Origin of the sequence: Streptomyces sp. NPDC101181, from assembly GCF_044767975.1 — a bacterium.
GTDB lineage: Bacteria > Actinomycetota > Actinomycetes > Streptomycetales > Streptomycetaceae > Streptomyces.
The window spans coordinates 218,369-244,759 of record NZ_JBIWOX010000001.1 but is presented as its reverse complement, the minus strand read 5'-3'; the positions used below and the strand labels follow the sequence as shown (position 1 = coordinate 244,759).

General features: G+C 73.4%; 17 protein-coding genes. 15 read left to right on the top strand and 2 right to left on the bottom strand.

Features of this window, described 5'->3' with window-relative positions:
* Positions 1-13 precede the first annotated feature (13 nt).
* The 6 genes from ACIRRU_RS01055 (at position 14) to ACIRRU_RS01030 (ending at position 9,506) form a co-directional block, all read left to right on the top strand.
* Positions 14-2,116 (top strand): phosphocholine-specific phospholipase C, encoded by a 2,103-nt coding sequence (locus ACIRRU_RS01055; protein WP_403674563.1) that lies wholly within the window; start codon positions 14-16, stop codon positions 2,114-2,116.
* 268 nt (positions 2,117-2,384) lie between these two features.
* The gene (locus ACIRRU_RS01050; RefSeq protein WP_403674561.1) at positions 2,385-4,625 is read left to right on the top strand and encodes an MMPL family transporter; all 2,241 of its coding nucleotides are present in this window, start codon (positions 2,385-2,387) and stop codon (positions 4,623-4,625) included.
* Entirely contained in the window at positions 4,603-5,160 is a 558-nt protein-coding gene (locus ACIRRU_RS01045; protein WP_363200715.1) for a GNAT family protein, read from the top strand. The genes ACIRRU_RS01050 and ACIRRU_RS01045 overlap by 23 nt, the downstream gene beginning before the upstream one ends.
* A 48-nt stretch (positions 5,161-5,208) precedes the next feature.
* On the top strand, positions 5,209-5,823 hold the full coding sequence (locus ACIRRU_RS01040) for a hypothetical protein (RefSeq protein ID WP_403674558.1): 615 nt from the start codon (positions 5,209-5,211) through the stop codon (positions 5,821-5,823).
* 264 nt (positions 5,824-6,087) lie between these two features.
* Entirely contained in the window at positions 6,088-6,261 is a 174-nt protein-coding gene (locus ACIRRU_RS01035) for a hypothetical protein (protein ID WP_403674555.1), read from the top strand.
* Positions 6,262-6,416: 155 nt separating this feature from the next.
* Positions 6,417-9,506 carry an AAA family ATPase gene (locus tag ACIRRU_RS01030; RefSeq protein WP_403675586.1) on the top strand — a complete coding sequence of 1,030 codons (3,090 nt, stop codon included), beginning with the start codon at positions 6,417-6,419 and terminating at the stop codon, positions 9,504-9,506.
* 53 nt (positions 9,507-9,559) lie between these two features.
* Here ACIRRU_RS01030 and ACIRRU_RS01025 read toward each other — a convergent pair whose 3' ends face one another.
* Complete coding sequence (locus tag ACIRRU_RS01025) at positions 9,560-10,735, bottom strand: PQQ-dependent sugar dehydrogenase (protein WP_403675584.1); 1,176 nt, start codon at positions 10,733-10,735, stop codon at positions 9,560-9,562.
* 288 nt (positions 10,736-11,023) lie between these two features.
* Between ACIRRU_RS01025 and ACIRRU_RS01020 the strand changes: the two genes are divergently transcribed.
* The 9 genes from ACIRRU_RS01020 (at position 11,024) to ACIRRU_RS00980 (ending at position 24,916) form a co-directional block, all read left to right on the top strand.
* Positions 11,024-11,971 (top strand): 2-hydroxyacid dehydrogenase, encoded by a 948-nt coding sequence (locus ACIRRU_RS01020; RefSeq protein WP_403674553.1) that lies wholly within the window; start codon positions 11,024-11,026, stop codon positions 11,969-11,971.
* Between the two features lie 337 nt (positions 11,972-12,308).
* Positions 12,309-15,134 (top strand): putative bifunctional diguanylate cyclase/phosphodiesterase, encoded by a 2,826-nt coding sequence (locus ACIRRU_RS01015; RefSeq protein ID WP_403675581.1) that lies wholly within the window; start codon positions 12,309-12,311, stop codon positions 15,132-15,134.
* A 218-nt stretch (positions 15,135-15,352) separates the two neighbouring features.
* Positions 15,353-17,209: an acetolactate synthase large subunit gene (locus ACIRRU_RS01010; protein ID WP_363200708.1), complete on the top strand. Its 1,857-nt coding sequence runs from the start codon at positions 15,353-15,355 to the stop codon at positions 17,207-17,209.
* Positions 17,210-17,232: 23 nt separating this feature from the next.
* Positions 17,233-17,760, top strand: coding sequence for an acetolactate synthase small subunit (ilvN, locus tag ACIRRU_RS01005; RefSeq protein ID WP_006127785.1), 528 nt, complete (start codon positions 17,233-17,235; stop codon positions 17,758-17,760).
* A 121-nt stretch (positions 17,761-17,881) separates the two neighbouring features.
* Positions 17,882-18,883 carry a ketol-acid reductoisomerase gene (ilvC, locus tag ACIRRU_RS01000; RefSeq protein WP_403674550.1) on the top strand — a complete coding sequence of 334 codons (1,002 nt, stop codon included), beginning with the start codon at positions 17,882-17,884 and terminating at the stop codon, positions 18,881-18,883.
* A 276-nt stretch (positions 18,884-19,159) separates the two neighbouring features.
* Positions 19,160-20,752: a phosphoglycerate dehydrogenase gene (gene serA / locus ACIRRU_RS00995; protein WP_403674547.1), complete on the top strand. Its 1,593-nt coding sequence runs from the start codon at positions 19,160-19,162 to the stop codon at positions 20,750-20,752.
* Positions 20,753-20,972: 220 nt separating this feature from the next.
* A complete protein-coding gene (locus ACIRRU_RS00990; protein WP_403674544.1) occupies positions 20,973-23,528 on the top strand; it encodes a Tox-REase-5 domain-containing protein in 2,556 nt (851 codons plus the stop codon).
* A 162-nt stretch (positions 23,529-23,690) separates the two neighbouring features.
* Complete coding sequence (locus ACIRRU_RS00985; RefSeq protein ID WP_403674542.1) at positions 23,691-24,389, top strand: hypothetical protein; 699 nt, start codon at positions 23,691-23,693, stop codon at positions 24,387-24,389.
* Positions 24,386-24,916 carry a hypothetical protein gene (locus ACIRRU_RS00980; RefSeq protein ID WP_403674539.1) on the top strand — a complete coding sequence of 177 codons (531 nt, stop codon included), beginning with the start codon at positions 24,386-24,388 and terminating at the stop codon, positions 24,914-24,916. The genes ACIRRU_RS00985 and ACIRRU_RS00980 overlap by 4 nt, the downstream gene beginning before the upstream one ends.
* 190 nt (positions 24,917-25,106) lie before the next feature.
* Here ACIRRU_RS00980 and ACIRRU_RS00975 read toward each other — a convergent pair whose 3' ends face one another.
* Positions 25,107-26,255 (bottom strand): PucR family transcriptional regulator, encoded by a 1,149-nt coding sequence (locus tag ACIRRU_RS00975; protein ID WP_403674536.1) that lies wholly within the window; start codon positions 26,253-26,255, stop codon positions 25,107-25,109.
* Positions 26,256-26,391 lie beyond the last annotated feature (136 nt).

The window sequence follows — 26,391 nt, the reverse complement described above, 5'->3', positions numbered from 1 at the left end:
CCAGGAGGCTCTTTTGACCACGGACATGTCACGGCGGCGGCTCTTCGCCCTCGGCGGGGGCGCCCTCGGCGCCGCTGCGGCCGGATCGTTCCTGCCGCCGTCGCTCCAGGCAGCCATCGCCGCGCAGCCCGCCCACGCGGGGTCCGGAGGGCTCGCAGCCATCAAGCACGTGGTGATCCTGATGCAGGAGAACCGCTCCTTCGACCACTACTTCGGCACCCTGCGCGGGGTGCGCGGCTTCGGCGACCGCAACGCCGTCGAGCTGCCCACCGGGGGGACCGTCTTCGAGCAGCCGGGCACCGCCGGAAGCACCGTGCTGCCCTTCCCGGTACGGGAGGCGGCCGCCGAGCAGAAGAAGGACCTCCAGTACATCGGGGCCCTCGACCACTCCTGGAGCGGCGGCGCGAAGGCCTGGGGCGGCGGCTGGATGAACGGCTGGATCAGCGCGAAGACCGCCGCGACGATGGCGTACTACGACCGGCGCGACATCCCGCTCCACTACGAGCTGGCCGACACCTTCACCGTCTGCGACGCCTACCACTCCTCGATCCACACCTCCACCAGCCCGAACCGCAACCACCTGTGGAGCGGCAAGACCGGCTACGAGGCGAACGGCGAGCGGGCCGTCGGCAACGACGCGTACGACGAGGGCAGTCACCCCGGCTACGACTGGTCCACCTACGCCGAGCGGCTGGAGAAGGCGGGCCGCACCTGGCGCACGTACACCGAGTGGGAGAACTTCACCGACAACCAGATCGAGTTCTACGCCACCTTCAAGGCCATCGCCCGCAAGGCCCTCGCCCGCACCGGCGGCCACACCTACATGGAGGCGTTCTACGCGAAGGTCCGCGAAGCCTCCGAGGCGGAGCGGGAACGGCTGCTCGGGCTGCTGGAGGAGGGCGTCGCCACGCTCACCCGGCGCGAGCGGAGCCTGTTCGAGCGCGGGCTGCGCCGGGTGCCCACCGGGACCCTGGCCGACGAGTTCGCCCGGGACGTGGCGGCCGGGACGCTGCCGGAGGTCTCCTACCTGGTGCCCTCGGCCGTCGACTCCGAGCACCCGAGCACCTCCTCGCCGGTGCACAGCGCCACCATCGTCTACAAGATCCTGGACGCGCTGGGCCGGCATCCGGACGTCTGGCGGCACACCGCCGTACTGATCAACTACGACGAGAACGACGGCTTCTTCGACCACGTCCCGCCGCCCGTCGCGCCCCCCGAGGTGACCGAGGAGCACTGGGAGGGCCGTCCCACCGGCCTCGGCATCCGGGTGCCGCTGCTCGTCGTCTCGCCGTGGACCGTCGGCGGATACGTCTGCTCGGAGGTCTTCGACCACACCTCCGTCATCCGCTTCCTGGAGCGCTGGACCGGCGTGCGGGAGCCCAACATCGGCGACTGGCGCCGCCGCGTCACCGGCGACCTGACCTCCGCCTTCGACTTCTCCCGGGCCCGGCGCCAACCCGCCGTGCGCACGCCCGGGGCGATCCCGCCGTTCCAGGGCCGCTGGCAGCCCAGGCCGCCCGCCGTGCAGCGCCTCCCCGAGCAGGAGCCCGGCGCGCGCCCGGCGCGCCCGCTGCCCTACCAGCCGGACGCCGAGGCCCGCAGGACCCGCGGCGGACTGCGGGTGGAGGTGGACAACACCGGCCGCTCCTCGGCGCACTTCACGCTCTACCCGTACGCCGGTGAGTTCCCGGCCCCGCAGCACAAGGACGTCCGGGGCCGGGCGCACTGGACCGTGCCGGTGACCGGGGACGCGTACCGCTTCACCGTCATCGGCCCGAACGGCTTCCGGCGCGAGTTCGCGGGGCCGGTGGACGGGGGAGCGGAGGTCACCACCCGTCTCGACCCCCGCGACCGCGACCTCCACCTGACCCTGCGCAACACCGGCCGCCGCACCCTGACCTTCCTGGTGCGGCCCCTCGGCTACGCCGACGAGGACGACCTGCGGGACTGGACCCGCCGGGTCACGGTCAAGCCCGGCCGCAGCCGTACGGTCGTGCACTCGGCGGCCGACGCCCACGGCTGGTACGACCTGGCCGTCACGGCCGACGGGGAGGACGGCTTCCGGCGGCGGCTGATGGGCCACATCGAGAACGGCCGGGCGAGCGTCTCCGGCTGATCCGCGGTGCTCCGGGCGCCGCTCTCCCGGCCGGCCGGGGCCGCGCCCCGGGCTGGGCGGGCGGCCGTTCCGGCGGCCCGGACGGCATCGGGCCGCCGGGGGCGGTGTGTCCCGCGTAAGGAGCGGATCAACCCCTGTGACCATGGCCACGAAAGGGGCAAAGGATCACTTTTGGCTGTCAGAGTGGCGGTCTCAGGTCATGCGACGCTCTCCGGCAGATCACGTCATCCGCGGGTGAACGTCCACGAACCCGCAGGGAGCCCGACCGTTGGCCGCCATCGCCCGCTGGTGCATCAGGCACCGTCTCCTCGCCGTCCTCGTCTGGCTCGCCGCCCTCGGCGGCACCGCCGCGGCCGCGGGGTTCGCGGGTTCCGCCTACTCCAACGACTACGAGGTCCCCGGCACGGAGTCCGGCCGGGCCACCGAACTCCTCTCGCGCGGCTTCACCGACCTCGGCGGTGACACCGACACCGTGGTCTGGCACACCTCCGGCTCCACGGTCCGGGCCGCCGACGTCGAACAGACGATGACCCGCACGCTCCACGCCATCGAGGACCTGCCCGCCGTCGGCGGCGTCACCAGCCCCTACGGGGCCTCCGGAGCCGGCGGGATCAGCCAGGACGGCCGCACCGCCTACGCCACGGTCACCTTCGACCGCCCCACCGACGAGCTCTCCGCCTCCCAGGCCCAGGCCCTCGTGGACACCGCGAAGGAGGCCGAGGCCGACGGGCTCCAGGTCGAACTGGGCGGCACGGCCGTCGCCCTCACCGAGGCCCCCTCCGCGCACATCGCCGAGGCCGTGGGCGTCGTCGTCGCGGCCGTCGTCCTCTTCCTCGCCTTCGGCTCGCTCGCCGCCAGCCTGCTGCCCATCGCCACCGCCCTCGTCTCCGTCGGCACCGCCTACGCGGGCATCGTGCTCCTCGGCCACGCGATGACCGTGGCCGACTTCGCCCCGATGCTGGGCATGCTCATCGGGCTCGGCGTCGGCATCGACTACGCGCTGTTCATCGTCACCCGGCACCGCAAGGGTCTCCGGCAGGGCATGAGCGTCCCCGAAGCCGCCCAGAACGCCGTCGCCACCACCGGGCGCGCGGTCGTCTTCGCCGGGGCGACCGTCTGCATCGCCCTGCTCGGCATGCTGATCCTGCGCCTCGGCTTCCTCAACGGCGTCGCCATCGCCGCCTCCCTCACCGTCGTCCTGACGGTGATGGCCTCGGTCACCCTGCTGCCCGCCCTGCTCTCCCTCATCGGGACCCGGGCCCTCAGCCGCCGCGAACGGCGCCGGCTCGCCGAGCACGGACCGCGCCCCGAACCGCCCACCGGCTTCGCCGCCCGCTGGTCCGCGTTCGTGGAGCGCCACCCCAAGCTGCTCGGAGGTGTCGCGGCCGTCGTCATGCTGGTCCTCGCCCTGCCCGCCCTCGGCCTCCACCTGGGCACCTCCGACCAGGGCAACAACCCGGCCTCCTCCACCACCCGGCAGGCCTACGACCTGATCGCCGACGGCTTCGGCCCCGGCGTCAACGGTCCCCTCACCATCGCCGCCCGGCTCGACGGCGCGGACGACCGGCTCGCCCTGGACTCCCTGCCCGAGAAGCTCCGGGCCACCGAGAACGTCGCCTCCGTCAGCCCGGTCACCTACAACGGCGGCGGCGACACCGCCTTCCTCACCGTCGTCCCCGGCTCGGCGCCCCAGTCCCAGGAGACCAGCGCACTGGTCGACCGCATCCGCGGCGACATCCTGCCGCCGGTCCAGGAGAACACCTCGCTGGAGGCGTACGTCGGCGGGGTGACGGCGAGCTACGACGACTTCGCCGAGATCATCGTCGGGAAGCTGCCGCTCTTCGTCGGGGTGGTCATCGCGCTGGGCTGCCTGCTGCTGCTCCTCGCCTTCCGGTCCATCGGCATCCCGGTCAAGGCCGCGCTGATGAACGTGGCCGCCGTCGCCTCCTCCTTCGGCGTCGTCGTCGCCGTCTTCCAGTGGGGCTGGGGCAGCGAACTCCTCGGCCTCGGCAGCGCCGGGCCCATCGAACCCTTCCTGCCGGTGATCATGGTCTCGGTCCTCTTCGGCCTCTCCATGGACTACCAGGTCTTCCTGGTCGGCCGGATGTACGAGGAGTGGCTGGAGACCGGGGACAACCGGCGCTCCGTCCGGGTGGGCCTCGCCGAGACGGGCCGGGTGATCAACTCCGCCGCCGTGATCATGATCTCCGTCTTCCTCGCCTTCGTCCTCAGCGGCGACCGGGTGATCGCCATGTTCGGCATCGCGCTCGCCACCGCCGTCGCCCTGGACGCCTTCGTCCTGCGCACCCTGCTGGTGCCCGCCCTGATGCACATGCTCGGCGGTGCGAACTGGTGGCTGCCGGGCTGGCTGGACCGGCGGCTGCCCCGGATCAGCATCGAGCCGCCCGACTGCGTACCGGTCCATGCGAGGATCCCCGGGGCGCGCGCCATCGAGGACGGCGTCGCGCGGACGGAGGAGGAACACGATGTTCGCCCTATCCCTGGGTGAGGACTCGGCGGAGCTGCGCCCGCTGGAGATCTGGCAGGCCGAGGAGTTCCTGGCCCACATGGACCGGGCCCGCGAGCTGGTCGACCCCTGGATTCCCTTCGCCTCCTTCGCCACCGACCTGGAGTCGGCGCGCGACCTGCTCCGGCGGTACGCGGAGAAGCAGGCGGCGGACACCGGGCGGCTGTACGGGATCTGGCTGGAGGGCACCCTCGTCGGCGGCGTCCTCTTCCGGACCTTCGACACGGCGTCCGGCACCTGCGAGATCGGCGTCTGGCTGGAGCCCGCCGCCCAGGGCCGGGGGCTGGTCACCCGGGCCGCCGAGCGGCTGGTCGACTGGGCGGTGCACGACCGCGGCATGCACCGCGTGGAGTGGGTCGCCTCCGCCGCCAACACCCGCTCGATCGCGGTGGCCGAGCGGCTCGGGATGACCCGCGACGGGGTGATCCGGCAGAACTACCTCTACCGGGGCGTGCGCCACGACTCCGAGATCTGGTCCGTCCTCGCCCCGGAGTGGCGGGCCCGCCCCGGGCGCTGAGCCCCGGCGTTAAGCGGGCTCTCATCCGGGCCCCCTAGCGTGCGGCACATGAACACCACCCCCTCCAGGACGACCAGCACCGACGAAACGGCCGCGGCGGAGGTCGCCGCGACGAAGGACGCGACGGCGGAGGACGGGGCCGGGGCTCCGGCCGCCGCGACCGGCCCGGACGAGGCCGCCGACGCGACCGGCACAGCCGAGGCCGCCGACCCGGACGAGGATCTGGACCCCGCCCCGCACGCCGAGGCCCGGCCCGGGGTCGGGGCGGGCGCGGCCGCCGTCGTCTCCACGGCCCTGGGCGTCGTCGCCCTGACCGGTGCCTGGACCGGCCGGGTCGCGGCCGAGCGCGAGACCCTGATCGGCCAGATCAAGACCTCCGGCGGCGGCAGTGCGGCCCAGCAGATCTCCGAGATCTACGGCGACGCCTGGCACACCACCGCCCTGGTGAACGGCCTCTTCGCCCTCCTGGCCCTGCTGGTCGGAGCCGTGGTCCTGGCCCGCCCCTCCTTCGGCGCGCCCGCCGCCGTGCCGCAGCCGACGTGGGTCCGGGCGGTCGCCCTCGCCGGTGTGGCCCTCGGCGTCCTCGGCGTCCTGATCTCCGCGGGCATGTACGCCGACCTGTTCCTCTCCCTGCCCAGCGCGGGCACCCCCAACGGCGGCTGACCCCGCCCCGTAAGGCTGACCCCGCCCCGTAAGGCACGGTCTAAGGCACCCGCCCCGCCCCTCGGGCGCCGGACCGGGCCCGCCTAAGGCACCCGGGGCCGCGAAGATGCGGAACTCGCCCGATGCGGCGCCCCCTCCTGGCCGACGACAGTGGACACACAGCGCGAACGGGCCCCGGCCGACCGGGCGGGGCGACTCTCCGGTCCGCTGCCACGAGGGTCACCGGCCGGCCACGGCCACCGACCAGGAGCCAGGGGAAGATCCATGTACGAGTACGAGCTCTACCGCAGCGTCTCCGCCGAGCTGATCCGCCGTGCCGACACCGAGCGCGAGGTCGGCCGGGCCCGCCGCGCCCGCCGCGCCGCCCGCCGCAGTGGACGCGGCGCCCCCGGAAGGAAGGTGATCCAGGGCCCCGCCCGCCGCGTGTCCGCCGCCTGAGCGTGGGACGTCCCGGGACACCCCTCGCCCCGCGACCCGGGCCCGTCCTCGCCCCGTCCGCCCCCGCCCGAACCTCCTCCGGGCCGGGGGCGGACGGCTTCGCGCGCGGGGTCACCTTCGGTGAGGAGGGCGTCACCGTACCGGCGGCGTATGCGATGCTCGACGACGTGGAGACCAGGTCAGTCAACCCCGTGTTCGTCGGGCGCGCCGAGGAACTCGCCTCGCTCACCCAGGGGCTGGCACGTGCCGCGTCCGGTGAGCCGCAGGCGCTGCTGATCGGCGGGGAGGCGGGCGTCGGCAAGACCCGTCTGGTCGAGCAGTTCGTCGCGGCGGCCGAGCGTCGGGCGGCCGTGGTGGCCGTCGGGGCCTGCGTCGAGATCGGGGCCGACGGACTGCCGTTCGCACCCTTCCCCACCGCCCTGCGCTCCCTGCGCCGGGCCCTGCCCGAGGAGATGGCCGCCGCCTGCGCGGGGCAGGAGGACGAGCTGGCCCGCCTCCTGCCCGAACTCGGCGAGGTCCATCAGGACGCCACCGACGAGCACAGCATCGCCCGCCTCTTCGAACTCACCGCCCGGCTCCTGGAACGGATCTCCGCCGACCGCGCGGTCGTCCTCGTCCTGGAGGACCTGCACTGGGCGGACGCCTCCACCCGGCATCTGCTCGCCTACCTCTTCCGTACGCTGCGCAGCGGTCGCCTCATGGTCGTCGGCACCTACCGCTCCGACGACCTGCACCGCCGCCACCCGCTGCGCCCGCTCCTCGCCGAACTGGACCGGCTGCGCACCGTCACCCGGGTCGAACTCGACCGGTTCAGCCACGAGGAGGTCGGCCGCCAGCTCGCCGGAATCCTCGCGGTGGCCCCCGAGAGCGGGCTCGTGGACGAGATCTTCGACCGCTCGGACGGCAACGCCTTCTTCGTCGAGGAGCTGGCCCGCTCCCTGGAGTGCTGCGGCGACAGCTCCGGGCTGACCGAATCGCTCCGCGACCTGCTGCTCGTCCGCGTGGAGACGCTCCCCGAACACGCCCAGCGCGTCGCCCGGGTCGCCGCCGAGGGCGGCTCCTTCGTCGAACACGAACTGCTGGCCGCCGTCGCCGGGCTCGACGAGGACGAACTCAACGAGGCGCTGCGGGCCGCCGTCGGCGCCAACCTGCTGCAACCCGCGCCCGACAGCGACGGCTACCGCTTCCGGCACTCCCTGGTCCGCGAGGCCGTCAGCGACGACCTTCTGCCCGGGGAACGCACCCGCGTCAACCGGCGCTACGCGGAAGCGCTGGAAGCCCACCCCTCCCTCGTCCGGGCCGACGAACGCGCCACCCGCCTCGCCAGCTACTGGTACGCCGCCCACGACGCGGCCAAGGCCCTGCCCGCCGTGCTCCAGGCCGCCGTCGAGGCCCGGCGCCGCTACGCGCACTCCGAGCAACTACGGCTGCTGGAGCGGGCGATGGAGCTGTGGGACGACGTGCCCGGTACGGTCCTCGCCACCCTGCGCCCCTTCGACTACGCGGAGGCCTACCCGGCCTCCGGCCGCGACCCGGAGAACGCGCCCCTGCGCTACCTGGACGTGATGGCCGAGGCCACCGTCGCCGCCCGCTTCGGCGGCGACCGCGGGCGGGCCCTGGCCATCTCGAAGAAGGCCATGCGGGTCCTGCGGACCGAGGCCGACCCGCTGCGCGAGGCCTGGTTCTGGGTGCAGCGCTCCCGGCTCGTCCAGAGCCTCGACAAGGGCGACGGCTGGGAGGAGCTGGCCACCGCGCAGGAACTGGTCCGCGGCCTGCCGCCGTCCGCCGTGACGGCCGACGTCCTGACCAACGTGGCCAGTTGGCGGGCCCTGCACCAGCCCGGCCCGCAGGCGCTCGCCGACAGCGACCGCGCGGTGGAGTACGCCCGGCTCGTCGGCAACGAGTTCATCGAACTGCACGCCCGCCTCACCCGCGGCTGGCTCACCGCGGACGCGGGCGGCATCGAGGACGGTCTCGCCGAGATGTACGCCGTCCGGGACCGCGCCGAGGAGCTGGGCCTGGTCCAGCTGCTGGGCCGGGCCAGTGTCAACCTGCCCTCGTCGCTGGAGTCGATGGGCCGCTCCCTGGAGGCCGTCGCCGCCGCCGACCACGGCATCGAGGTCTGTCACGACCACGGGCTGGCCGACTCCGGGGCCTGGGTCCACGCCAACCAGGCCCAGTCCCTGTTCTCCCTCGGGCACTGGACGCGCAGCACGGCCGCCGCCGAGTCGGCCGTCCGACTCGCCCTGTCGCCCAAGGCGAAGGGACTCGCCGCGCAGCGCCTGGCCGACCTGGCCGTCGCCCGCGGGGACCTCGCCGAAGCGGAGGAACTGCTCGCCCTGGTCCGCGGGCACTTCGGTCAGCGCGACCCGCAGCCCCAGCATCTGATCACCCCGGTCCAGCACGGGATGCTCCTGGCGGCGGCCCGGGGGAGGCTCGCCGAGGCGCGGGCCGCCTTCCAGGAGCTGGCCCGGCCCGGCTTCCCGCCCGGCACCCAGCGCTACGCCCTGCCGCTGCTCCAGTCCGCCGCCATGATCGAGGCCGACGCCCGGGGACTGCCCGCCGCCGAAGCGGGGCGGCCCGAGATCCTCGCCCTGATCCGCGCGTCCCTGAAGGCCCTGCCGATGCTCGTCCCCGTCTGGGCCGCCCACGGCCCCTTCATCGACGCGGAGCTCGCCCGCGCGGAGGGCACCGACACCCCCGCGCACTGGGCGCGCGCCGCCGAGGCCTTCGCCCCGCTCGGCCGCCCCTTCGAGCTGGCCCGGATCCGCCACCGCTGGGCCGAGTCCCTGCTCAACGCCCCCGGCGGCCGGTCCGCCGCCACGGAGCCGCTGCGCCAGGCCCACGCGGTCGCCCGGGAACTCGGCGCCCGCCCGCTGGCCGAGGCCATCGAGCAGCTGGCGGGCCGGGCCCGGATCCCCCTGGGCACGACCGGTCCGGCCGGGCCGGAACACCCGGGGGCCGCCGCGGACGACGGAGCCGCGGAGCCGACCGGGCCGACCGCCACCGAAGAGACCGCCGCCGCGACCGCGGCCGTCGAGTCCTTCGGGCTGACCCCGCGCGAGCAGGACGTGCACCGGCTGGTCGCGGCCGGGCACACCAATCGCCGGATCGCCGAGGAGCTGTTCATCTCGCCGAAGACCGCGAGCGTGCACGTCTCCAACATCCTGGCCAAACTCGGCGTCTCCAGCCGGGGCGAGGCAGCCGCCCTGGCCCACCGCCTCCGCCTCTACCCCGGCCAGTGACAGCGTGCCCGGGGGCCCCGGACCCCGCCCCCGTACGAGGAGGCCTCCGGCCGCTACTCCACCTCCACCAGGAGAATCCTGTCGTCTCCCGGCTGAGGCGTCCCGCGGCCGTCCGTGTTGCTGGTGACCAGCCACAGCCGGTCGCTCCCCGCACTCACCACCGTACGCAGGCGGCCGTGCTTCCCCTCCAGGAACGGCTGGGGGTCCGCCAGAGGTTCCCCGGTGTTCTTGCCGGAGAGCGGGATCCGCCAGAGCCGCTCACCGCGCAGCCCCGCCATCCAGATCGAACCCCCCGCGTACGCGATCCCGCTGGGCGAGGCCTCCGAGGTCTTCCACTGGGCGACCGGGTCGACGAACCCGTCCTTCCCCTCCTGGCCCTCGACCTCGGGCCAGCCGTAGTTCTTCCCGGGCTCGATCAGATTCAGCTCGTCCCAGGTGTTCTGGCCGAACTCGGCCGCCCACAGCCGCTTTCGCGCGTCCCAGGCGAGCCCCTGCACATTGCGGTGCCCGTACGAATACACCACCGAGTCCGCCTCGGGGTTGCCGTGCACCGGCTCGCCGTCGGGGGTCATCCGCAGGATCTTGCCCGCCAGTGACTCCTTGTCCTGGGACAGCTCGGTGTCCCCTGCCTCGCCCGTGCCCGCGTACAGCATCCTGTCCGGGCCGAAAGCGATCCGCCCCCCGTTGTGGATGCTCCCCTTGGGGATGCCGCGCAGGACGGTGTCCGGCGCGCCCAACTGCTGTCCCGCCGGGCGCTTCTCGTCGTAGTTCATCCGCACGATCCGGTTGTCGGACGTGGTGGTGACGTAGGCGTACACCAGCTGGTCCGCGCCGAACGTCGGGGCGACGGCGAGCCCGAGCAGCCCGCCCTCGCCCGCCGGGGACGCCCCCGGCACCGAGCCCAGCAGCGTCTTCCTGCCGCTCTCGCCGTCGACGCGGTGGACCGTGCCCTCGTCCCGCGAGGACACCAGCAGATCCCCGCCCGGCAGGGCGGCCAGCCCCCAGGGCGACTTCAGGTCCTCGCTCAGCGTCGACACGACCTTCGCCGAGCCCTTCGCGGGCGGCAGACCGGCCGAACCGCTGGGCGAGGCCGGGGGAGGGGAGCCCCCCGACGCGGCCGGGGAACCGGTCCGGCCGCTCGGCCCACCGTCCCCCTCACCCCCGCCGGAACACGCCGCGGACAGCAGCAGGGCGGCCGACGCCAGCGCGGCCACCGCCCCCCTGCGCATCGCAGCGGACTGCACAGGTCCGAACAGAGCACCACGCACGGAACCGATCCCTTCGACGGCTGCCTGACTACCGGCCTACCTGTTCCTACACCCCGGGGTGGTCAAGAAGTTCCCGAAGCGGCCACCCTTCCGTCAGCCGGATCAACAGAACTCCTGGAACACCCTTAAGCCCTGCCCCGACCGCGCCCACGGCGAGCCCCGCCGCACTCCGACGTAACCTCTGCCGCCCCCGGCCCCCGCACAGCGGTTCTGGAGCGCTCGCACACCTGGTCGCATAGCCTCCTGACCATGACTGCGACGACTGGTGACGTATGGCTGCCCTTCCCGGCCGACGAGATCGACGGGCTCCCCGAGGGCCTCAACTACCTCTTCTGGGACGGCGGCCCGGACCTCCCCGGCGACCCGGCCGACTGCGTCTACTACGTCGTCCCCTACATGAAGGGCACCACGGTCGCGGTCCGGCCGCTCGCGGCGATGAGCGCCGTGCGGGTCGTGCAGACGCTCTCCGCGGGCATCGACCACGTGGAGCCCGGCCTTCCCCTGCTGCGCGCCGGGGTGCGCCTGTGCAACGCCAAGGGGGTGCACGAGGCCTCCACCGCCGAGCTGACGATCGCCCTGATCCTCGCCTCCCTGCGCGGCTTCCCCGGATTCGTCCACGGCCAGGACGCCGAGGAGTGGCGGTCCGGCTTCTACCCGGCCCTCGCCGACAAGTCCGTGCTGATCGTGGGCTACGGCTCCATCGGCGCGGCCATCGAGGACCGGCTCGTCCCGTTCGAGTGCGCGCGGGTGACCCGCGTCGCGCGCTCCGCACGGACCACCGGGCGCGGTCCCGTACACCCGCTCGGCGAGCTGCCCGCCCTGCTGCCCGGGGCCGACGTGGTGATCCTCTCCACCCCGCTGAACCCCTCCACCCAGGGGCTGGTGGACGCCGGCTTCCTCGCCGCGATGCCCGACGGCGCCCTCCTCGTCAACGTCGCCCGGGGCGGAGTCGTGGACACCGAGGCCCTGTTGGGCGAGCTCGTCACCGGTCGGCTGCGGGCCGCACTCGATGTGACCGACCCCGAACCACTCCCCAAGGGCCACGCACTCTGGCATGCTCCGAATGTCCTGATCACACCTCATGTGGGCGGCAGCACCTCGGCGTTCGCACCGCGCGCCAAGCGGCTGCTGGCCGAGCAGCTCACCCGGTTCGCCGCCGGAGAGCCGGTCCGCAACGTCGTCGCCACCACCGGCTGACCGGCCCCGGGCGGCCACGCTGCGGGGTGGTTCAGGTGCACGCAGTGCCGCTCACCTCGTATTTCGTCACGGAGAGTAGAGAAGCTATGGCCCTGAGTGACGGATCTGGTGTATGGTCCGCACCGGGAGGCTGCGCCGGGGAAGGGAAGGCGCGGGGGGATCACCGGAACGCGAGGGGGCGACGGGCGATGTGCTGGCCATGGAGAGACGATCCGACGCGGGCGAGCGGGCGGCCGAGGCCGTCGGCCCCGGCCCGGTCCCGTGCCCCCCGGTGGCCGGATTCCGGCCCCTCTCCCGCGCCGGCGGCGAGGCCGGGCCCGGGGCGGGGAGCCCTCCGGTGAGCGCGCTGGGGGCCCTGCTGTCCCCGCGCTCCGCCGCCGCGGGCTCGGGGCTGCGCTCGCGGATCCTGCTCGGTCTGGTCTGCGCGGGATACTCGGTGGGCGCCGCGGTCGGCTGGGGCTCGCCCCGACTGGCGCTGATCATGGGGGACTTCGGCCTCGCCGTGGCGGCGCTGATCGCCGCCGTCTCCTGTTTCCTCTACGCCCGCTCGGGCGCCGGGCGCCTGCGCCCCGCCTGGCTGCTGTTCTCGTTCTCCTCGCTCATGGCGGCCTGCGGCAACGCGGTCTGGGGCTGGTACGAGGTGATCCTCGGGGTCCCCGTGCCCTCCCCGTCCCTCGCCGACGTCTTCTTCCTCTGCTTCGCGCCGCCCGCCATCATCGGGCTGCTCGTCCTCGCCAAACGCCCCGTCACCCGGGCCGGCTGGGTCTGCCTGGCGCTGGACGCCTGGCTGATCGGCGGGTCCCTGCTGACCCTCGCCTGGAGCCTCGCCCTCGCCCACACCGCGCACGTGGCGGGCTTCCAGGAGACCAGTGTGGCGCCCGCCGCCCTCTCGCTGGCCTACCCGCTGCTCGACATCGTGCTCGTCTCGATGGTGCTGGCCCTGCACTTCCGCCGCTCCGGCGTCAACCGCTCCGCCGTCAACACCGCGATCGCCGCCCTGGCGCTCACCGTGCTGAGCGACGCGGTCTTCACCTCACCGCTGCTGCGCTCGACCTACCACTCGGGCCAACTGCTCGACGCGGGCTGGTTCGCCGGTTCGCTGCTCCTGGCCTACGCCCCCTGGGCGGCCCGCCGCGCGGCCCGGGGAGCCGAGCGCCCGGCACCCCCGCGCTCCTCCACCGCCAGCCGCCCCATCGCGGGCTCCCTGGCCGCCCTCACCCCGTATCTCGCCGCCGCCGTCTGCACCCTGGGCATCCTGTACAACGCGGTCGAGGGACGGCAGGTGGACCGGGTCGTCATCTTCACCGGCTGCACCGTGGTGCTGGCCCTGGTCGTGCGGCAGGGCATCATGCTGCTCGACAACATCGCGCTCACCCAGGAACTGGCCCAGAAGGAGAACCACTTCCGCTCCCTGGTCCAGGGCTCCAGCGACGTCATCATGATCGCCGCGCCCAGCGGCACCCTGCGCTACGTCAGCCCCGCCGCCGCCGGGGTCTACGGGCGCGAGGCGGAGGACCTGGTGGGCGCCGAGCTGTCCTCGATCATCCACCCCGAGGACCTCGGCCGGGTCGTCCACGAGGTGCGGCGCTTCCTCGCCGCGGCGCCGCACGAGGAGCCCACCACCCGCATCGAGTGCCGCTTCCGCTCCGGGACCGGCGACTGGCTCAACGTCGAGTCCACCGTCAACCGCCACCAGGGCGGCCTCCTGCTCAACAGCCGGGACGTCACCGAACGGGTCAGGCTCCAGGCCCAGTTGCAGCACAACGCCGAGCACGACCCGCTCACCGACCTGCCCAACCGGGCCCTGTTCACCGCCCGGGTCCGCCAGGCACTCGGCGGCCGCCGGGCGAGCGACCCCGGCACCGCCGTCCTCTTCATCGACCTGGACGGCTTCAAGGCCGTCAACGACACCATCGGCCACCAGGCGGGCGACGAGCTGCTCATCCAGGCGGGCCGCCGCCTCCAGGAGTCCGTCCGGGCGGGCGACACCGCGGCGAGGCTCGGCGGCGACGAGTTCGCCGCCCTCATCGTCGGCGACGGCACCCGCGACCAGGGCGCCCGGGAGTACCAGGTCCACGAGATCGCCGACCGGCTGCGCCTCACGCTCTCCCAGCCCTACCGCATCGGCCCCAGCGAGGTCCGGGTGGCCGCCTCCATCGGCGTCGCCTTCGCCGAGCCCGCCATCAGCCCCACCGACCTCATGCGCAACGCCGACCTCGCGATGTACCGGGCCAAGGCGGGCGGCAAGGACCGGGTCGAGCTCTACGCCCCGCAGATGCAGGCCGACGTCGTACGCCGCTCCGAGCTGGCCAACCGGCTGCGCACCGCCCTGCGCGACGGCGAGTTCGCCCTGCTCCACCAGCCCGTGGTCCACCTCGCCAGCGGCTCCGTGGCCGCCGTCGCCGCGCAGGCCCGCTGGCGCTCCGCCCAGGGCATCCTGTTCACCCCCGCCGAGTTCCTCCGGGTCGCGGGCGACGACGACCGCACCGCCGAGCTGGGCCGCTGGCTCCTGGAGGAGTCCGTGGCCCAGGCCGCCGACCGGGCCAGGGCCGGGCACCCCGTCCCCGTCTCCGTCCGGCTCTCCGCCGCCCGGCTGCTGGACACGGCCCCGCCCTTCGGCTCCATCGAAGCGCTCCTGACCCGGCACGGCCTGCCCTCGGGCGCCCTGATGATCGAGGTCGCCGACAGCGACCCCCGCGTCTCCTTCGACGCCCTGGAGCAGCGCCTCGTGGCCCTGCGCCGCCTCGGCGTGCGGATCGCGCTCGACGGCTTCGGCAGCGGCTTCGCGGCGATCAACGCCCTGCGACGGCTCCCCATCGACGTACTCAAACTGGACCGCAACCTCGTCGAGGGCGTCGTCGAGTCGGCCAGGCTGCACAAGATCACCAGCGGTCTGCTGCGGATCGCCCGCGACCTCGGCCTCCAGTCCGTAGCCGACGGCGTCGACGTCCCCGAACAGGTCCTCGCCCTGCGCGCCATGGGGTGCACCCACGGCCAGGGGATGGCCTTCTCCGGGCCGCTGGACGAGTACCGGCTGCGCCGGGCGCTGGTCCGCGGCCAGTTCCCCGTCCCGGGGGTCCCCGGCCCCCGGCCCGTCATGGCGGGCAGTTCCGTCCCGCTGCTCACCGGATCACATACTGAGACGTCCGTCCCACCCACTTGACACGTCACGCGTGCCGGAGAGAGGGTCAATGCCATGCGCACCCGAATTCTCGTACTTGGAAGGCGCGTCGGCTGAAGCGGAGCCGCCCCACGGCACTCCGCGGACCACACCCGGCGCGCTCCCCTCGCTTGCCTCATGGCACGGGGGGTTTTTTGTTGCACCGACACCGCTCAAACCGCTGCAAAACACCCGCGAAAACCCTCAGCTTCGAGAAGAGAATGCCGATGACCGAGCAGGCCACCGGGGCCCGTCACCCGCAGCCGCGCGCCCGTACCGGCGGACAGCCGTCCGCCGCCGTTGAGCACGTCACGGGCGCGCAGTCCCTCATCCGTTCTCTCGAGGAAGTCGGCGCCGACACGGTGTTCGGCATCCCCGGCGGCGCGATCCTCCCCGCCTACGACCCGATGATGGACTCCACCCGGGTCCGCCACGTCCTGGTCCGCCACGAGCAGGGCGCCGGTCACGCCGCCACCGGGTACGCGCAGGCCACCGGCAGGGTCGGCGTCTGCATGGCGACCTCGGGCCCCGGCGCCACCAACCTGGTCACCCCGATCGCCGACGCGCACATGGACTCCGTGCCGCTCGTCGCGATCACCGGCCAGGTCGCCTCCAAGGCCATCGGCACCGACGCCTTCCAGGAAGCCGACATCTGCGGCATCACGATGCCGATCACGAAGCACAACTTCCTGGTCACCAAGGCCGAGGACATCCCGCACACCATCGCCGAGGCCTTCCACATCGCCTCCACCGGCCGCCCCGGACCGGTCCTGGTCGACATCGCCAAGGACGCCCTCCAGGCGCGGACCACCTTCAGCTGGCCGCCCTCCCAGGACCTGCCCGGCTACCGCCCGGTGACCAAGCCGCACGCCAAGCAGATCCGCGAGGCCGCCAAGCTGATCACCCAGTCCCGGCGCCCCGTCCTCTACGTCGGCGGTGGCGTCCTCAAGGCCGGGGCCACCGCCGAGCTGAAGGTCCTCGCGGAGCTGACCGGAGCGCCCGTCACCACCACGCTGATGGCGCTCGGCGCCTTCCCCGACAGCCACCCGCTGCACGTGGGAATGCCCGGCATGCACGGCGCGGTCACCGCCGTCACCGCCCTCCAGAAGGCCGACCTGATCGTCGCCCTCGGAGCCCGCTTCGACGACCGCGTCACCGGCAAGCTGGACAGCTTCGCCCCGTACGCCAAGATCGTCCACGCCGACATCGACCCGGCCGAGATCGGCAAGAACCGCACCGCGGACGTGCCGATCGTCGGAGACGCCCGCGAGGTCTTGGCCGACCTGGTCCAGGCCGTCCAGGCCGAGCACACCGAGGGCAACACCGGCGACTACAGCGCCTGGTGGAAGGACCTCAACCGCTGGCGCGACACCTACCCGCTCGGCTACGACCTGCCCGAGGACGGCAGCCTCTCCCCGCAGCAGGTCATCCAGCGCATCGGCAAGCTCGCCCCCGAGGGCACCATCTTCGCGGCGGGCGTCGGCCAGCACCAGATGTGGGCCGCCCACTTCATCGACTACGAGCAGCCCGCCACCTGGCTCAACAGCGGCGGCGCCGGGACGATGGGCTACGCGGTCCCCGCCGCGATGGGCGCCAAGGCCGGAGCGCCCGACCGCACGGTCTGGGCCATCGACGGCGACGGCTGCTTCCAGATGACCAACCAGGAACTGACCACCTGCGCGCTCAACAACATCCCGATCAAGGTCGCCGTCATCAACAACGGGGCCCTCGGCATGGTCCGCCAGTGGCAGACCCTCTTCTACAACCAGCGCTACTCCAACACCGTCCTGCACTCCGGCCCCGGCGGCGACGGCGCCCCGGCCAAGGGCACCCGCGTCCCGGACTTCGTCAAGCTGTCCGAGGCCATGGGCTGCCACGCCATCCGCTGCGAGGACCCGGCCGACCTGGACAAGGTCATCGAAGAGGCCAACTCCGTCAACGACCGCCCCGTCGTGATCGACTTCATCGTCCACGAGGACGCCATGGTGTGGCCGATGGTCGCCGCCGGCACCTCCAACGACGAGGTCCAGGCCGCGCGCGGCGTCCGCCCCGACTTCGGCGACAACGAAGACGACTGAGAGACAGAGAGAGAACGACTCCCATGTCCGAAAAGCACACGCTCTCCGTCCTGGTCGAGAACAAGCCCGGTGTCCTCGCCCGGATCACCGCCCTGTTCTCCCGCCGCGGCTTCAACATCGACTCGCTCGCGGTCGGCACCACCGAACACCCCGACATCTCCCGCATCACCATCGTCGTGAATGTCGAGGGCCTGCCCCTGGAGCAGGTGACCAAGCAGCTCAACAAGCTGGTCAACGTCCTGAAGATCGTCGAACTGGAGCCCTCCGCCGCGATCCAGCGGGAGCTGGTCCTGGTGAAGGTGCGCGCCGACAGCGAGACCCGCTCCCAGATCGTCGAGATCGTCCAGCTGTTCCGCGCCAAGACCGTCGACGTCTCCCCGGAGGCCGTCACGATCGAGGCGACCGGAGGGGCCGACAAGCTGGAGGCGATGCTCAAGATGCTGGAGCAGTACGGCATCAAGGAGCTCGTCCAGTCCGGCACCATCGCCATAGGGCGCGGCGCGCGCTCGATCACCGACCGGTCCCTGCGCGCCCTCGACCGCTCGGCCTGAGCCGGAGCCTCCGGCCGGGCGCGGCCCAGGCGCCCCGCTCGCATGGCGAGACCCGACCACACCCATGACGCACCCCGCCGTACGGTGGGACGCAACACCTGCACACCAAGGAGAAGACCCAGTGGCCGAGCTGTTCTACGACGACGACGCCGACCTGTCCATCATCCAGGGCCGCAAGGTCGCGGTTCTCGGCTACGGCAGCCAGGGCCACGCCCACGCCCTGTCGCTCCGTGACTCCGGCGTCGACGTCCGCGTCGGCCTGCACGAGGGCTCGAAGTCCAAGGCCAAGGCCGAGGAGCAGGGCCTGCGCGTGGTGACCCCGTCCGAGGCCGCCGCCGAGGCCGACGTCATCATGATCCTGGTCCCGGACCCGATCCAGGCCCAGGTCTACGAGGAGTCCGTCAAGGACAACCTCAAGGACGGCGACGCGCTGTTCTTCGGCCACGGCCTGAACATCCGCTTCGGCTTCATCAAGCCCCCGGCAGGCGTCGACGTGTGCATGGTCGCCCCCAAGGGCCCCGGCCACCTGGTCCGCCGCCAGTACGAGGAGGGCCGCGGCGTCCCCTGCATCGTGGCCGTCGAGCAGGACGCCTCGGGCAACGGCCTCCAGCTGGCCCTGTCGTACGCCAAGGGCATCGGCGGCACCCGGGCCGGGGTCATCAAGACCACCTTCACCGAGGAGACCGAGACCGACCTCTTCGGTGAGCAGGCCGTCCTCTGCGGTGGCACCGCCGCCCTGGTGAAGGCCGGTTTCGAGACGCTGACCGAGGCGGGCTACCAGCCCGAGATCGCCTACTTCGAGTGTCTCCACGAGCTGAAGCTCATCGTCGACCTCATGTACGAGGGCGGCCTGGAGAAGATGCGCTGGTCCATCTCGGAGACCGCCGAGTGGGGCGACTACGTCACCGGACCCCGGATCATCACCGACGCCACCAAGGCCGAGATGAAGAAGGTCCTCGCCGAGATCCAGGACGGCACCTTCGCCAAGAACTGGATGGCCGAGTACCACAACGGTCTGCCCAAGTACAACGAGTACAAGAAGGCCGACAGCGACCACCTGCTGGAGACCACCGGACGTGAGCTGCGCAAGCTCATGAGCTGGGTGAACGACGAGGAGGCCTAGGCCTCCTCGGGAGCGGGGCGGGTCCGGACGGGCCCGCCCCGCCCCGTACCAACGCGGCATCACCGGAAGGTGGCGCTCCGTGCCGGATGTGCGCTTCGTCCGCCCCGTGCGAGTGATCCTTCCACGAGAGCACCGCACAGAGCCCTTCGCATGACTACACTTCCCAACACATATACGCGTCAGGGCCCACAGTGTCGTGCGTCTTCCACGCGGCTAGCCCCTCCACCGCCTGCGGCCGTCGGGACGGCCGTCCGCACTGGACTTGTGAGGACTCACGTGAGCTCGAAGCCTGTCGTACTCATCGCTGAAGAACTGTCGCCCGCCACGGTCGACGCTCTGGGTCCGGATTTCGAGATCCGGCACTGCAACGGCGCGGACCGCGCCGAGCTGCTCCCCGCGCTCGCCGACGTCGACGCCATCCTGGTGCGCTCCGCCACCAAGGTCGACGCCGAGGCCGTCGCCGCCGCGAAGAAGCTCCGTGTCGTGGCCCGCGCGGGCGTCGGTCTGGACAACGTCGACGTCTCCGCGGCCACCAAGGCCGGCGTGATGGTGGTCAACGCCCCCACCTCCAACATCGTCACCGCCGCCGAGCTGGCCTGCGGTCTGCTGGTGGCCACCGCGCGCAACATCCCGCAGGCCAACACGGCCCTGAAGAACGGCGAGTGGAAGCGCTCCAAGTACACCGGCGTCGAGCTGAGCGAGAAGGTCCTCGGCGTCGTCGGCCTCGGCCGCATCGGCGTCCTGGTCGCCCAGCGCATGTCGGCCTTCGGTATGAAGGTCGTCGCCTACGACCCCTACGTCCAGCCCGCCCGCGCCGCGCAGATGGGCGTCAAGCTCCTCAGCCTCGACGAGCTGCTGGAGGCCGCCGACTTCATCACCGTGCACCTGCCCAAGACCCCCGAGACGGTCGGCCTGATCGGCGACGAGGCGCTGCACAAGGTGAAGCCCTCGGTCCGCATTGTCAACGCCGCGCGCGGCGGCATCGTCGACGAGGAGGCGCTGTACTCCGCCCTCAAGGAGGGCCGCGTCGCCGGGGCCGGTCTCGACGTGTACGCCAAGGAGCCCTGCACGGACTCCCCGCTCTTCGAGTTCGACCAGGTCGTCTGCACCCCGCACCTCGGCGCCTCCACCGACGAGGCCCAGGAGAAGGCGGGCATCGCGGTCGCCAAGTCCGTCCGCCTCGCCCTCGCCGGTGAGCTGGTCCCGGACGCGGTCAACGTCCAGGGCGGCGTCATCGCCGAGGACGTACGCCCCGGCCTGCCGCTCGCCGAGAAGCTCGGCCGGATCTTCACCGCGCTCGCGGGCGAGGTCGCGGCCCGTCTGGACGTCGAGGTGTACGGCGAGATCACCCAGCACGACGTCAAGGTGCTGGAGCTCTCGGCGCTCAAGGGCGTCTTCGAGGACGTCGTCGACGAGACCGTGTCGTACGTCAACGCCCCGCTCTTCGCGCAGGAGCGCGGTGTCGAGGTCCGCCTCACCACCAGCTCCGAGTCGCCCGACCACCGCAACGTGGTCACCGTGCGAGGCACCCTCTCCAGCGGCGAGGAGGTCGCGGTCTCCGGCACCCTGGCGGGCCCCAAGAACCTCCAGAAGATCGTGGCCATCGGCGAGCACGACGTGGACCTGGCGCTCGCCGACCACATGGTCGTCCTGCGCTACCAGGACCGTCCCGGTGTGGTCGGCGCGGTCGGCAAGATCCTCGGCGAGGCCGGGCTGAACATCGCGGGCATGCAGGTGTCCCGGGCCGCGGAGGGCGGCGAGGCACTGGTCGTCCTCACCGTCGACGAGACCGTCCCGCAGCCGGTGCTCGGTGAGATCGCGGACGGGATCGGCGCCTCCTCGGCCCGCTCGGTGAACCTCACCGACTGACGCACCGCCCCCGCACCACCACCACCCGCGCGCCGTACCCGGCGGCCGGTCCCTCGTCCCCTGCGAGCGGGCCCGGCCGCCGGGTACGGCGCTTCGCGTGTCCGCCGACGCGACCGGCTGGGCCCGCTGTTGGGTCCTGGGGCCCACGACGACCGGCGGCACCCGGCTCTAGGGTGACCGGTTGTCAGGTCACTCAGCGGCACCGGGGGTCGGATCACGTATGTCTGCTGTCGGTGGCATACCCGTAGCGGGAGGCCCGGCCCCGGCCGTCGCCCCCCGGCGTGAACTCCCGGGCCCGCTCGTCCTCGTACGGGCGCTGCTCCTCGTCCTGCTCGGCGCGACCGTCCTGGGCGCGGTCGGGCTGTCCGGCTCCGCGCTCGCCGTGGACGCGATGGGCGCCCAGGTGCTCGCCGTCGTGCTGTACGCCTCCGCGCCCGGGGTGGCCGGGGCGCTGCTGGCCCGGCACGTCCGGACCGGCGGGCCACGGGTCCGGTGGGGGATCGTCGCCGTCCAGGTGTGGCTGATCCTCGGCGGGCTCGGCAACCTCGGGAACGGGTCGCCGGACGGGCTGACCCAGCTGGTGCTGCCGGTCCTGATCATCGTCCTGCTGAGCCGGGCGGAGAGCCGTGCGTGGTTCCGGCTGCCGCCCGCCGAACGGGGCCGGCCGCCGAAGTTCTCGCTCCCGCACCTGATCACGTGGAAGCGGGACCGCGGGCAGACCGCCCTGGAGTACCTGGGCCTCGTCCTGATCGTGGTCGCGCTGATCGCCGCCCTGACGGTGGGCGGACTGGGCGGCCGGATCACCGACGGCCTCCAGTCGGCGATCTGCTCCCTGACCGGCAGCTCCTGCCCGGTGTCGCCCGGCGGCGACACCGTCGCGGGGGACGATCCGGGCGGCGGCGCGGACGGGGGAGCCGACGGGGGTACGTCGGGGAGCGCGGACGGCGGCGCCAACGGCGGTGCCGCCGACGGTGGTTCGACGACCACGGGCGGCGCGGACGGCGGGACGGACGGTGGTTCCACGACCACCGGCGGGACCACCGGCGGCGACGCGACCGGAGGCACGGGAAGCACAGGCGGAGCCTCCGGAGACACCGAAGGCTCGGGCGGAACCCAGGGCACCGGCGGCACGGAGGGCACCGGCGGCACGGAGGGCACCGGCGGAACCCAAGGCTCCGGAGACACCCAGGGCACCGGCGGCACGGAAGGCGGCACCGGCTCCGCGACCGGCGGCACCGGAGGTCCCGACGACGCCGGCCGTCCCGGCACCGGGGAGGACACCTTCCCCGATGACCACGAGGAGCCCGAGGCCGCCTACGACGTCCCCGCCTCCGACGCGGGGCACGCCGGGGGAAGCGGCGGCGAACAGGCACAGGACCAGGAGGACTGCGGCGGCTGGGGCTTCTTCGGCTGCGCCTGGGACCGGACGACCCAGGTCGTCAAGGGACTCGTGGTCGACGGGATCTGGGGCGACATCACCGGGATCATCGACCTGTTCAAGCCGGAGACCTGGTCGGGGCTGGTCGACTACGGCAAGCAGCTCGGCGGTCAGTGGGCCGCCGACTCCGCGGGAGCGGCCGACAAGTGGGCCGACGGCGACTACCTGGGCGCGCTCGGGGACTGGTTCGGGGCCTCGCTCGGCACCGTGGTCACCGTCGGCGACGACATCTTCGTCGGGGACGACGTCCGCGAGCGCTGGAACAACGGCGAGAAGACCCGGGCCGTCACCGATGTGATCTGGAACGTCGGCTCGCTGTTCATCCCCGGCTACAACGTCGCGAAGGTGGTCGGCAAGGGCGGGAAACTCGGCAAGCTCGGCCGTGTGGCCTCCGAGGTCGCCGACGTGGCGGGCGACGCGAGCACGGCCGCCCGCCGGGCCCGGCAGGCCGCGGAGGCGGGGGATCTCGACGGGGTACGCAGGGCGGCGAAGGAGGCCGACGAGGCGGCGGACAGCGCGGAGGACGCGGCGCGCCGGACCGGCTGCGCCATCGCGGGCGGGCCGCCCCTGGTGCGGTACGGCGGGGGCCGGGGCGGGGGAGCGCCCGGCTCCGGGACGGCGGTGCTGGCGAGCGGATCCACGGGCCGGGTCGTCCTCGCCCAGGGCTGCGACGAGGCCGCGAAGAAGGCCGCCGAGGAGGCGCGGGCGGCGGAACGGCAGGCGCACCTGGACCAGAAGCGGCTGGAGGAGCCGGAGCGGGCGCGCAAGGCCGAGCTGGAGAAGAAGAAGTACCCGCAGGCGCAGCGCAACGACACCTCCGACCCGCGCAACTACAACCCGCCGTCCTGGGCCGACGACCTCAGGGACCGCACGCTCGGCGACGCCGACGCGGGCGACGGCTACTGGGCCGGCCGGGACCGCAACCCCGCGCCGAACTGGAAGAACGAGTCCTGGCTCCGCTACCAGGAGCAGATCACCGGGACGAACAGGGGCCAGGAGTACGTGGTCCCGCACCCCCGTGAGGGCAAGCCCGCGGTGGAGTACGACGGCTGGGACTCCTCCCGGCAGACGTTCCTGGAGGCGAAGAACGGGTACGGCAGCTATCTCTCCAGGACCGACAGCGGGACCCTCACCGCGTCCGGCAAGGACAAGTTCGTCGCCGAGGCCCGCGCCCAGGTCGAGGCGTCCGGCGGCCGCTCCGTGGAGTGGCACTTCTCCGACCCGGACGTGGCCAGGGCCGCCCGCAGGGCGTTCCGCGAGGAGGGACTGCCGGTCAAGGTGATCCACAGCAAGCCGCACCCGGGCGACAGCACCAGAAAGCCGGAGGCCTTCGACTGAGGGGTGTCCCGCAATCCCTGGCGGGCACACGAGCCCGGCGTGACCGGCGAGGCGCCCGACGGGACTTCGGGACTTGTAGCCTGCAACGCGGGGCGCCCTGCGGCCGCGGCCGGGCCGGGGGAGCCGCGTCACGCGGCCGGCCGACACGGAGGAGAGACGAGCATGCGACGTGTAGTGCGGGGCTTCTGGGGTCCGAGGCCCGAACCGGTCGACGCCCTGGCCGAACGGTGGCAGCGGACCCTGGACGGGTTCGCCGAGTTGGTCCCGCAGGCGGCCGACGTCTGGAGCCAGGTGCACGGGAAGGGTCCCGCGACCGCTTTCGCCGCGGACGGCGACGCCCTGCGCGACGCGCTGCGCACCGCCCAGAGCGCGGCCGACTGGTCGGACCTCACCGGCACCGGACTGCGGCTGGTCGGCACCGGGGCGGCGGGCTGGCAGGCGGAGGTCAGCTCACTGGCCGGAGGCTCCCCGCAGTTCCTGCTCCAGTCGCTCGCGATCGTCCTCCACTCACCGGACCTCGCCGTGGTGCCGGAGGAGGACGTCCTCGCCCTCATCGCCCGGGAGTGGGAACCGGACTTCGGCGACGTGAGCGACGACGACGTGCTGGACGCGCTGGAGGACGACGCCGGGTATTCCGTCGGCGACCCCGTCGTCGGCCGCACCGGCTACCTCTCCCCGGCCCGCGCCGCCCTGGTCCCCGACGGGCTGGAGATCGTCCGGCAGCGGCTCCACGACGGCGGCGAGCTGTTGAGCATCGCCGCGCCCGGGGACAGCGCGACGGTGGTCCGGGTCTACGAACAGCTGCGGGAGGCCGGGGCGCTGGCCCCGCTGCCCCGCCCGATGGACCGGGCCGTGCTGTGACCGCCCGCGCCGGGGAACTCTTCGACGCGGAGCGCTCGGCGGCGGAGGTGGCCGCGCTCCTCGCCGCCCCGGTACCGGCCACCGGCCCCACCGCCGCCGAGGGCGACCCGGCCACCGGCGAGTGGACGGCGACCACGGGCGCGGGCTTCCGCATCGTGCCGCTCTGGGAGGACGACCCGCTCACCGGCGTGTACGCCCCCGAGTGGAACGACGCCGAGGAGGCCGCCGCTGCTCATCTCGCCGAGCTGGCCCGGACGTTGGACGCACGCTGGGGGCCGCACCGCCGGGTGCGGCTGGACGGGCCGCTGATGCGACGGCAGGCCGGTTTCGCGGTGGAGCCGCTCTTCGAGGCGCTGTTCGCCGATGATCTGTACGGGGACCTGGAGGTCTGGGGCCCGGTCGGCCCCGGCGGCCGGTGGATCGCCCTGATCCTCGGCCACAGCGACGGGGACGCGCCGTTCGTGCTCGCCGCCCTGGTCACCGACCGCCCTGTCCCCGAACCGGCGGACGCCGACGGGATGCTGTGAGATCCGCCCCCGCCGCAGCCGGATCCGGCGTCGCCCACACCGGCACGCCCGGACCGTGGTCCGGCCCGCCCCGGCCGCACCCGGATCCGGCAGGCGCGCGCGGCGGCCACTGACAGGGCCCGGCGGAAGGGCGGTGTCACAGCCGAGTGCGCGCGGCGGCCGCTGACAGGGCCCGGCCGTAAAGGCGGTGTCACAGCCGGGCCCGCTTCACCGCCATGTGCAGCAGCAGCCGGTCCTCGCCGTCGGCCAGGTCGAGGCCGGTGATCTGCTGGATCCGGGAGAGCCGGTAGTACAGCGTCTGCCGGTGGACGCCCAGCGCCGCGGCCGTCCGGCTCGCCTGCCCCGCGCAGTCCAGGAACACCTCCGCCGTGTGCGCGAGCTCCCGGTGCAGCGGGGTCAGCAGCGAGGCGACCGCCGGGTCCCCCGGGTCCGTGCCGGTGCCCGGGAGTGCGGTCAGCAGGCGGTACGGACCGATCGCCGACCAGCGCGCGACGGGGCCGAAGCGGGACTCCGCCCGCGCCGCGCGGGCGGCGGCCGCCGCCTCCCGCCAGGAGACGGCCAGCTCGGCCAGCCCCCGGCGCGGTCCGGCGATCCCGCCGGTGGCCGCCGCCGGGGCGCTCGCGCGCAGCCGGTCCGCCGCGCCCAGGGCCGGGTCCAGCCGGTCCGCCGAGCGCAGCCGGATCAGCGCGGCCAGCGCCGTACCCCCGGCGTCCCCCGGCGCGGTGACGCTCGCCAGCGCGGCCGCCGACGCCACGCCCCGTACCGAGGGGGTGTCGTCCGTCCACGGGGTCACGCACACCACCGTGTGCAGGCCCTCCGCGTCCCGGCCCAGCGCCTCGCGCAGCGCGGCGACCGCGGTGTCGTGCTGCCGCCCGGGTCCGGCGCCGAGGACCGCGGCGAACTCCCGCGACAGGTCCGCGCCCGCCCGCGCCTCGTCGGCGAGCAGCGCCCCGACGCGGGCGGCGACCTCCATCGCGGCGGTCAGCCGCTCGTCGCCGGGCCCCGGATCGGTGTCCAGCAGCCAGACGTAACCGAGGACGACACCCCGATGGCGTACCGGCAGGCAGATGCGATCGCGGAACACTCCGGCCTCGGGGGCGGCGGGGATCCGGACGGGGCCGGTGGCCCGGGTGATGCCGAAGCCCTCGAACCAGGCGCGCACGGCGGGGGTGGAGCGCCGGGTCATGATCGAGCGGGTGCGGACCGGGTCCATGGCGCTGTCGTCGTCGCTGTCGTGGGCCCCGAAGGCGACCAGGCCGAAATCCCGGTCCTCCAGGGTGGCCGGGGCGCCGAGGAGGGCGGAGATCTCGTCGACCAGTTCCTGGTAGTCGCCTGTCACGCTGCCATTCTGCACCTCTGCACGGCTTTCTTCATACAGATGTATGAGATGGCGGCCACGGATGCGTGACAGGTGTCGATGGCACAGCCCGCTCGGGGTACCTAGATTTCACAGTGGTTATCCGTGCCGTACCGGT

Excerpts from the sequence above, each read along its gene's own strand:
- ACIRRU_RS01045 (WP_363200715.1), top strand. The coding sequence starts at position 4,603 with ATGTTCGCCCTATCCCTGGGTGAGGACTCGGCGGAGCTGCGCCCGCTG.
- ACIRRU_RS01040 (WP_403674558.1), top strand. The coding sequence starts at position 5,209 with ATGAACACCACCCCCTCCAGGACGACCAGCACCGACGAAACGGCCGCG.
- ACIRRU_RS01035 (WP_403674555.1), top strand. The coding sequence starts at position 6,088 with ATGTACGAGTACGAGCTCTACCGCAGCGTCTCCGCCGAGCTGATCCGC.
- ACIRRU_RS01030 (WP_403675586.1), top strand. The coding sequence starts at position 6,417 with ATGCTCGACGACGTGGAGACCAGGTCAGTCAACCCCGTGTTCGTCGGG.
- ACIRRU_RS01025 (WP_403675584.1), bottom strand. The coding sequence starts at position 10,735 with ATGCGCAGGGGGGCGGTGGCCGCGCTGGCGTCGGCCGCCCTGCTGCTG.
- ACIRRU_RS01020 (WP_403674553.1), top strand. The coding sequence starts at position 11,024 with ATGACTGCGACGACTGGTGACGTATGGCTGCCCTTCCCGGCCGACGAG.
- ACIRRU_RS01010 (WP_363200708.1), top strand. The coding sequence starts at position 15,353 with ATGCCGATGACCGAGCAGGCCACCGGGGCCCGTCACCCGCAGCCGCGC.
- ilvN (WP_006127785.1), top strand. The coding sequence starts at position 17,233 with ATGTCCGAAAAGCACACGCTCTCCGTCCTGGTCGAGAACAAGCCCGGT.
- ACIRRU_RS00990 (WP_403674544.1), top strand. The coding sequence starts at position 20,973 with ATGTCTGCTGTCGGTGGCATACCCGTAGCGGGAGGCCCGGCCCCGGCC.
- ACIRRU_RS00985 (WP_403674542.1), top strand. The coding sequence starts at position 23,691 with ATGCGACGTGTAGTGCGGGGCTTCTGGGGTCCGAGGCCCGAACCGGTC.